The organism is Microcoleus sp. B4-C2 (genome assembly GCF_036705265.1).
In the GTDB taxonomy this organism is placed as follows: Bacteria; Cyanobacteriota; Cyanobacteriia; order Cyanobacteriales; family Microcoleaceae; genus Microcoleus.
The window spans coordinates 1-9046 of the sequence record NZ_JAUBUB010000094.1 but is presented as its reverse complement, the minus strand read 5'-3'; the positions used below and the strand labels follow the sequence as shown (position 1 = coordinate 9046).

8 protein-coding genes are annotated in these 9046 nt (G+C 45.2%); 3 read left to right on the top strand and 5 right to left on the bottom strand.

Going from position 1 to position 9046, the window contains the following annotated elements:
- Both QUB20_RS22830 and QUB20_RS22825 read right to left on the bottom strand, forming a co-directional pair.
- The coding region (locus QUB20_RS22830; protein ID WP_333291666.1) for an Rpn family recombination-promoting nuclease/putative transposase at positions 1-437 on the bottom strand (437 nt) is incomplete at its 3' end.
- Between the two features lie 62 nt (positions 438-499).
- On the bottom strand, positions 500-2083 hold the full coding sequence (locus QUB20_RS22825) for a chloride channel protein (protein ID WP_333249630.1): 1584 nt from the start codon (positions 2081-2083) through the stop codon (positions 500-502).
- Between the two features lie 220 nt (positions 2084-2303).
- Between QUB20_RS22825 and QUB20_RS22820 the strand changes: the two genes are divergently transcribed.
- Positions 2304-2429, top strand: a complete 126-nt coding sequence (locus QUB20_RS22820; protein WP_333208091.1) for a hypothetical protein — start codon at positions 2304-2306, stop codon at positions 2427-2429.
- Between the two features lie 65 nt (positions 2430-2494).
- Here the strand turns inward: QUB20_RS22820 and QUB20_RS22815 are convergent, their stop codons facing one another.
- On the bottom strand, positions 2495-3928 hold the full coding sequence (locus QUB20_RS22815; RefSeq protein WP_333249628.1) for a hypothetical protein: 1434 nt from the start codon (positions 3926-3928) through the stop codon (positions 2495-2497).
- Positions 3929-3978: 50 nt separating this feature from the next.
- Here QUB20_RS22815 and QUB20_RS22810 point away from each other — a divergent pair, with 50 nt between their 5' ends.
- Complete coding sequence (locus QUB20_RS22810) at positions 3979-4632, top strand: pentapeptide repeat-containing protein (RefSeq protein WP_333249626.1); 654 nt, start codon at positions 3979-3981, stop codon at positions 4630-4632.
- A 228-nt stretch (positions 4633-4860) separates the two neighbouring features.
- Here the strand turns inward: QUB20_RS22810 and QUB20_RS22805 are convergent, their stop codons facing one another.
- Together QUB20_RS22805 and QUB20_RS22800 are read right to left on the bottom strand one after the other, a co-directional pair.
- On the bottom strand, positions 4861-5253 hold the full coding sequence (locus QUB20_RS22805; RefSeq protein ID WP_333167554.1) for a hypothetical protein: 393 nt from the start codon (positions 5251-5253) through the stop codon (positions 4861-4863).
- A gap of 122 nt (positions 5254-5375) precedes the next feature.
- Entirely contained in the window at positions 5376-6743 is a 1368-nt protein-coding gene (locus tag QUB20_RS22800; RefSeq protein WP_333249624.1) for a glycoside hydrolase family protein, read from the bottom strand.
- Between the two features lie 496 nt (positions 6744-7239).
- On the opposite strand from QUB20_RS22800, the gene QUB20_RS22795 reads away from it, so the two are divergent.
- On the top strand, positions 7240-8907 hold the full coding sequence (locus tag QUB20_RS22795) for an NB-ARC domain-containing protein (protein WP_333249622.1): 1668 nt from the start codon (positions 7240-7242) through the stop codon (positions 8905-8907).
- Positions 8908-9046 lie beyond the last annotated feature (139 nt).

Sequence of the window (9046 nt, the reverse complement as noted above, 5' to 3'; positions counted from 1 at the left end):
TACGTAAAGTTTTTCTTGACTTCTTTGAACACAAATCGGGAAATAAATTCGGGGCTGTTAGGAAACATTTCAAAATCCGTAATTGTCAAAGCAATCACTGGCTTCAGCAATCGATATCCTTGTGCTGCTTCCAATTGAAAAGCATAAGTTTTCGCTGCATTGTATAAAACTCGCTTGCCAAAAGACTGGACGTTTAGCACTTGCATTTCAATAATTACTAAAGTGCCGTCGCTGAGTTTGGCTTTCACATCCAGATAACTATCTTTTAAGCCTTCTAGTTTGGGTGGTAGATTCGGGTTGATGATTTCTAAGTCTTGAATTGTGGGATTGCCTTCATAAATCAAGGCGTTGAGAAAGCTAATTAGAATCTCTTTGCTTTCTGAGGAACCGAAGATTTTTTTGAAGGCGTAATCGGTTTTCGGGTTGATAAATATCATAGTTGTCAGATTTAGCTTTAATGCGATCGGTTTTGTGACGAAGCAACGGGATCTGAGCTGGGTCAAACTGCTGATTTTGTTTCAGGTAATGGTTTCACATTTTCCGGCAAATGTGCATTGGCGATCGCCAGCACTGGCTCCTCGATACTGTGTTCGCCGTCGGTGGGGAGTTGGCAAGAAATCAGTTCTGTGACGATGCGATCGCCCAGAACATCTTCCCAATCTTGCAACTGTTCTCTGGCTTTGATCGGTGTATTGACAGCCACGTCTACGCCCATTTGCTGAAGGTTGAGGCTGTGGGCTGTCGATCGGCGGTTGACACACTCCACCAGCCAAACGCTCAATCCGACTGCTGCCATCAAAGGCAAGACAATCCGGTAATCGCGGGTTAATTCAAACATCAATAGGATGGCTGTCAGCGGTGCTCTGGCGCTGCCGGCGAGGACGGCGGCCATTCCCACCATTGCGTAGGCGGCAGGGCCAGCGACTCGATCGCTCATTGCCGGCAGCATTTCCAAAAACAGGCCATAAGCCGAACCCAGGGAAGCTCCCAAAAACATCGCCGGAGCGAAGATGCCGCCCACTAAACCACTGCCGAGGCTGATTGCTGTCATCGCCAGTTTGACAAACAGCAGCAGCAACAGCAAAGGCAAGGAAAATTTAACATCTTGGAGCATGGCTTGGACTGTTTCGTAGCCAACACCCAAAATTTGAGGCAATTGCAGGGCGACTAAGCCGACTGCGGCCCCGCCGATGATCGGGTGAAGCGGCCGGGGCAGTCGTCCGAGCCAAGCAAATCCTCGGACTTTTCCTTGAAAACAGCCCTCGGCTAATTGAATTGCTTCTGTGTAGGCTAGAGACACTCCGCTCGCTAAAAGTCCCAATCCCATATACAGAGGCAGTTCCAGGGGGCTGCGGACATCGTAAACTGGCAAAGAAAAGGCCGGCTGAGCTCCCAAGCAGATTTGAGCGATGAGCGCCGAAACTACGGCGGAGAGCAAGACAACGCTGACTGACGAAGTGGCGAAGGTGCTGCCGAGCACGACTTCTAAGGCAAAGAAGACTCCGGCGATGGGAGAGTTAAATCCGGCGGATAAACCTGCAGCAGCTCCCGCGCCGAGGAGCAAGCGCTGCCGTTCTGGGGAGAGCTGTAAAACTTGAGCCAGCAGCATTCCGAAGTTGGCGCCGATTTCGACGCTGGGGGCTTCCGGGCCGAGGGAGGCGCCGGTGCCGAGGGAAACTGAGGCTGCCACCATTTTGGTGATGGGTTTGAGGGGGGAGAGTTCTTGCAGGCCGCGGGTGGCTGCAATTAAGGAAGACATATTCGGGCCAAAGTCCCGAAACCGCCACCGCATCAGCCCGATGATGACTCCGCCGATGGTGGGAATGCAGGCTAGCGTCCAAGAGCCTTTCGACGAGATCGCCCCCATGAAGTCTTCCAGCATCAGGCTGTGGATGAAGTGGATGAGGTAGTGAAAGGTGACGACGCCTGCGCCCGTAACTCCCCCTATGACTAGGGAGAGGATGAGCAGGAGGGTTTCTGGGCTGGGGTGCAGGCGGTTGAATAGCGGGCTTAGTCGGGAGGCTTGGGGAGTTGCTGCGGTTGGCCCGGGTGGCGGCAGATCCACAGGAGGGATGGCTCTCATTTAGCGGTTAATTCTTCGGTGAGAAGTTATATAATTATTACAATTTATTTCTTATTTTCATTTTGAGTGATTTTAGGGGAATTGACAACTTAATTAAGGCGTATTTTCGGGTAATTTTTTGGGGCTAGCCGCTGAGGTGGAATGACTGATTATGAGGAGCGACGGATTTGGCGTGATTGTATGCTCAGTTACATTCAAACTTAGATATACTCTGGCTATAATGGTAATCAACTATATTTACCTTGTGGGTGGCTATGCCGATCGCATCAGTGAACTAGCAATATCATATAACTCAGTAAAAAACAACTTTCAAATTAAAGAATTGTCGATGGGAGATTTTCCCTGATAACCACAAATCTCAAACCACAAATCTCAAATCTCTAATTTTAAAATCCTCGCTCGCGCATACTATCATATCGGTTGTTGATTGGGCGGGATTCTTGGTCTGGGTTTGGCGATCGACATTAGCGGATCGCCAATGGTGGCGACTTTCCAGGGTGGGGATTCGAGCTGACGTGCTGCGATTAAAAAGGGTGATCCTCGCTTTAGGCGATCGACGATTATTTTAGGTGGAATAAATGCCGATAAAAAAGGTTCGTTGACGCTGCCAATATATGCGTAAGCACCATTCTCTAGCCACCTTCCGGCAACGGTGTTTGTGTCATCTGGCGCTGCTGCTGACCAACTGTGGATCATGTGGATTGCTGCGGGAAATTGTAGTTTTGGTATGTCTTCAACTAAAGCGTCGCCGTTGCCCACTTGGAATGATTTTGGATAGCCTTTGGAATTCATTAATATTAAGTCAAATGTCCACGGTTTTGAAGCTAAACTCCGCCACTTTTCCAGGCTAGATTCGGGTTTCTGCACTAATTCGACATTTAAACCTATGGTTTTTAGTTCGCTAGCTGCTTCCTCCATTTCATATTTTGCCCAATTTCCTTCCTTGGGGTAACTGTCATAAAGCATGGCTGTTTGGCTGTCTAGAAATATGGCACACATGGCTTGATAGATCGATCGTACCTCGGAACCGTAAATCCAGCCGACAGCAGCCCAGCGTTCGTCGTTGGGGTGCCTTCCCAAACCATCGGTAACGGCTAGTTGTTCGTCTGGTTTTTCAGGAGATTGATATTTGACTGCTTGTTGGCGTACAATGGTTATTGTGTCGATCGGGTCTGCGAGTTGAGAATAAAAAAATCCAGTTGATTCGACAGCTTTTGTAACGGCTAGTTGCAGATTTTTCCACTGTGTGTTATTGAGGGTATCATTGGGTTTCCCGAAGTTGCCTTCTAGAAATACTAAAGGTTGGCCGTGAGCGGCTGCTAAGGCAACTGCTGCTGAGCGCGCGGGGTCATTTTCTGATGTGATTACTACTCCTGGGGGTTCCCAGCCGAGTTGCGTCCATTTTGCTTTTAAGGTTTGAGTATCGGTGGCATTCCAGGCTGCTGCTGCTGCGTTCAGCATTAATTGTTGGAGTTTTTGATTTTTTGGCAGTTGCTGTTTGATGCTTGGCAAACGGACTATTTCTTCGGGTTGAAAGCGCTGCAAAAACATGGGCGCATATTTTTTATCTTCGATGAGAATCGGCCAGTTTCCTTTGAGATTCCATTTTTGGATGGCTGCTAAAAATGTGGCTTCGTCGGGTACTAAAACTACGCGGTTGACTGTTGGTATGTTGGATCGGAGGATGGCGGTTCGGAGGCCTGTTTGAATTGGCCAGGGTTCTTGTTTGGCTGAGGCGGGAAGTTGAAAGGGTTTTTTGAAAAGGCGATCGCACCCGACACCGATTATTGCTAAGCTTACAAGAAGTGCGATCGTCAGAAATTTAAATTTTAACTGTTTTTTCATAAGGCAAGGGGAAGGGGAAGGGCAGGGAAGCAAAACACTTGATTATAAATATGAGCAATTTTGTAAATATTTTTAGGGGCTGCAAGCGGATTTTCCGAAAAATACAACAGAGAAAGCTTGTAAGTGCGATCGGGCTGGCAACTTTTAGTATTATTGCCTTAGCAACTACAGGTTTAATAATTGTCGCAGCGAACCGTTCGTCAGTCAAGCATCAAGTCCGGCAATTGCTGACAGCGAGAGAATGTCAAGGTTGCAATCTTTCCGGGGGGAATTTGAGCGAAGTTTTTCTGGAAGGCGTCAATTTAGAAAAAGCCACCCTGAAAGATGCCAATTTGTGGAGCGGGCATTTGGTAAGTGCTAACTTGAAACAGGCAAATTTGGCTGGGGTTTACCTGATAAGCAGCAATTTGGCGGGGGCAAATTTGGAGGGAAGCAATCTAGAAAATGCGTTTTTAGAGGATGCTTATTTGGGAGGGAGTAATTTGAGAACTGCTAACTTAAGAGGTGCTTTTATGAAAGGTATTTTTCTCGCTAACGCTGATTTGGAAGGGGCGAATTTGGAGGGGGCTAATCTGTGGATGGCTAATCTGGAAAGTGCTAATTTGAAGGGTGCTAATCTGAGAAATGCTTTGCTGTTGGATACTAATTTGGCAGGGGCGAATTTAAAGGGTGCGGTGATGCCTGATGGTACGCGGCATGAATGAAAGTCATTAGTCATTAGTCATTAGTCATTAGTCAGAGGAAAGAGCGATCGCACCTGCAATCTTCATTTCCTTTATTTGGTGAGGAGATGAAGGAGTGACGAGGTGCGATCGCTATTCTAATAGCTAGCAGTTTGGGCTACGAAGGGCGATCGGCAGATCGAGCAAATCAGATTTGACAAGCACGCAGGCTGCTGTGATAGCTCAACTGCTGAGTTTTACTTGTTGGTATCAATTCTGTTCCGCATCGGATGTAGATGGCATTTTAATTACTAAATCTCCTATCATTACTTCTGCTTCCATAAAAGCTTGGGTTAAAACCTTCACAGAACTTTCACCTTCACGAAATCTAATTGTTTCGGCTTTTAAGTGTCTTTGGGCTTGACGAAATCCATTACCTTTTCGTCCAACGCCTGTCGTCTCAATGATAGCCACTGAAGCTGCGCTTAGTCCAGCAAAAACTTTTGTCCTGAAGCTTCCTAGTTCGTCGATAAAGGTAGCGACAATTATTGATGAGAGTACCGAAGTCACTCCTAAAATGACAGAAATAGAGTGCAATATTACGGCTGATCGATGCCATCTATTGGTTTGACTTTCCATTTCTTCAAGCAGTTCTTGTGTCATACATTTAACTATTGATATAATTGTCGTTATGGGGGAAAGGGCGATCGCACCTGCAACCTTGATTTCCCGTTATTTGGTGATTAAAGTTAGGATAGATGAAACTCTACCCTAACCAACAATATCTACAGTCCCCAGTCCACAACTAACAGGCGCGGATCGTACTTGCGGAGCAATTTCACAAGTTTTCTCAAATCATCAATTGTAGTAACACACGCACATCCTGCACTGCCCGGACTTGTACGACTTTGAATCCAGTTCCAATCAGCATGAAAGCCGAATGCATCGCGACAACCAATCTCTTTGAGCCGACAACTTTCGTGACGCTCTTGCGGTTTAACAAGAGATACCCATACAGGTCCGAGTCCGTCCCCGTGTATCGGGTGTGAAGCATTGTAATTGTCTTTGCCATCTGCCCAGTCGATATCTGAGATGTAGTAATTATCTTGTGGGATAGGTGCCAGATTGCGCGGTTTACTTTCAGGATCGTCCCACATTAAAAATCTCTGAGCAGCCGGTACACCAGAAATAACGTCTAATGAATCAACAACTACATTCCCTTGAGGATTTACGAAGTCGAGTTTGCACCATTCAAGTCCTGCGTAGGCATCTCTTCGAGTGCGAGTGAGACGGCAGTATACACGTCCATCTATTCCAGATGAAATGTTAGAATGCTCTCCGCGCGCACGCCTGAGAGCATTTTCTATAGCCCTCCTCGTCTCTGGACCTACCTTACCATCAACTCGGCTAAGAGCTTCGCGAGTTTGAAACAGCTTGACTGCGCTATCAGTAATGTCAGTAAATTCGTTAAGCTGAGAACCTAAACGAAGAAATTTTAGTCCTGCCAGAGCGCAGTTGAGTATGTAACAATCTTCTCCAATATGTCCTTTCTCAAGGGTACGAGTGAACGGCAATGGTACAGAAGCTGGTTTATAGGGAAATGCTCCCTTCGGCGGTTGAGCCAAATCTTCAGGCTTTGTCACAAAGCCTATTGCTGAATCTAGACCTAAAAAACCATCGCGCCGAAATAAAGCTTCTTCGTCGTTTCGACGATTGATCAATCCTGGTAATGGTCTTCTTGTGCCATTATCTTCACCATTTACCCAACGATCGAATTCCCTTGCTGATCCTTCATAATTGCCTTTGTTTAATTCTCGCAACAGAGTTGACTTACCGAATGCGCCAATGCCGATGTTATAAGTGAAAGAAACCAAGGCATCAAACATACATTGTTGGAGTTTAACTTGGCACAAGCGATCGACATCTTCTGCTTTTTCGGCAACCTCAATTTGCAACCACCGCTCTGCTGCTTCTCGGGTGATAATATCACCCTCTAAAATTGGTCGGTTGCGATCCAAATGCTCGATCGAGCCATAACCAATTGTCCAAATCCGAACAGGGTCTCGGTATGCTTGAATCCGTCCATCAGGAAGCTTTTTATGGAGTCCTTCCCACTTTTTGATTAGTTCAAAGCATTCGTTAGAAGGTTTCATATTTCTCCTTTAGTGTCAAAAGATTGAATGTGGTTTAAATTTCAACAGTCCGATCAACTCTTGGTCGGACTTAACTCAAAGAATAAATCACCCCGATCGCCTTGTCGGTGAGAAAAAGTGACAAGCTTTTGTACGACTGAAATTATCAGTTTTGAATAGCCCCAATAGCTTTTCCTTTGCCTTAATTCAAAGAATAAACTACCCCGATCTCCTTGTCCGTGAGAAAAAGTGACAGGCTTTTGTAAACTTACGTAAATTCACTCGATTAATCGAAAAAATCACTGATAGAATGATTGAATGATTGATTTTGCTTGAGACCATTTATTTGAGCTGATATTTATACAGTAGCGAGTTGTTATTGTACGGTCGATATAGATAACCTAAGTTGTTAAAGTTCAATCCAAAAACAAAAAAAATGAGGCAACCTCAGTTTAAATAAGTAAACCTCAGTAAACTTCAGGTTATACTCAAGATCCAATGAAAATTTTTTAACGTTATGAATTTTGAAGAAGGGCTGAAACTCGCAGATACCGCCGTATTTGCCAAAACAAACAGACACTTAAAAGATATAGAAGTAATAATTCTGAGGGGATCTTGGGAAGGTCATGAGTATCATAAGATTGCAGAGGCTTACGGATATGCTGCCGAATACCTGATGCAAGATGTTGGCCCCAAGTTATGGAAGCTGCTTTCGGAAGCTTTAGGGGAAAGAGTCAGTAAAAGAAACTTTCAAACGGCATTGGAAAGGCGATCGCACTTGCAGTCAGAGATAGCCGCACAGCCAATTGCACCAGAAATAGCCGAAGAATTGGTCAACATCGAGGATTTTGGCGATGTTTCAGGAGTTACAAGCACTCCTTTATGCCAAGATTGGGGTGAAGCGCCGGAAGTCTCAAATTTTTTCGGCCGCGCCGCAGAATTAAATACCCTCAGTCAATGGGTACTCCGCGATCGCTGTCGCTTGGTGGCGCTGTTGGGTATGGGAGGTATTGGTAAAACGGCTTTAACTGCTAAACTGGGAGAACAACTTCAGGGTGAATTTGAATATCTAATTTGGCGCAGTCTCCGTCATGCACCTCCCTTGCTGACAATCTTGACTGAGTTGAACTCATTTGCCAGCAGTTCCCCAGAAACGCAACTGCCAACTACTATAGGCGAGCAAATTTCTTCCCTAATCAAAAGTTTGCGCGATCGCCGTTGTTTGCTGATCCTAGATGATTGGGAAATGATTTTGCAAAGTGGAGATATAGCTGGGTATTACGGAGATGGTTATGAAGGGTACGGTCAACTATTGCGACGAATCGGAGAAGAACGGCATCAAAGCTGCTTGTTAATTCTATCGCGAGAAAAACCTGTAGAGGTTGCATCTTTAGCAGGCGAAACCTTACCTGTGCGTACATTACAAGTTAAAGGCTTAAAACCAACAGATGCAAAAATGCTTTTGGCAGCCAAAGGTTTTTCTGACTCAGAAAACGGCTTAGATGAACTGATACAAATATACCGAGGTCATCCTGCTGCACTGAAAATTACTGCTACCACAATTCAAGAATTGTTTAATGGCAATATCAGTCAATTTATGGGTCAAAGCTCCTTAGTTATTGGCGATATTTTTGCTAATCTACTTAACGAACATTTTCAGCGGTTATCGGATTTAGGAAAAGCTGTCATGTACTGGCTGGCGATCGAACAGCAGCCGATTTCCTGGAACCAACTGAAAGCAAAATTATCAGCAGGCGTTTCTAGTTCAGAATTACTAACAGTATTAGAATCCTTGGTAAGGCGTTCCTTAATCGAAAAAGAGCTTTCTCCCTCTAGTGCTGAAGCAAAATTCACTCTCGAACCCGTGATGATGAAATATCTCACCCATAATTCGATCGAACAAATATGCCAAAATATTCTCGAAGCAATGGAAGCGCAATCCACCGACAAGCTAGGTTTAATCGGAAGTCATGCTTTCGAGCGATCGCCAGAACTCAAGGACACTAAAATTACTCAGCTACACCCGATCTTAACCAAAGTTCGAGAACGCTTAGATTTAACTCGAATAAATAATTATCAAATGCAGCTAAAAGAACTTTTGTCAAAAGTGCGCGAGTGTCCTTCCCCAAAGCTTCAATATGCAGAGAAAAATCTTCTCAAACTGCTAGGACAAACTGAAATATAGCGAGCCTAAATCATTTGGGAAAAAAATCTAGGGTTAAAGAATGCTGTTTGACTATTAGACTTAGATCCCCCCTAACCCCCCTTAAGAAGCAGGGTGGATTAATTGTCCCCAAGTAAATTATAATAGTCGAGCGCGAGCG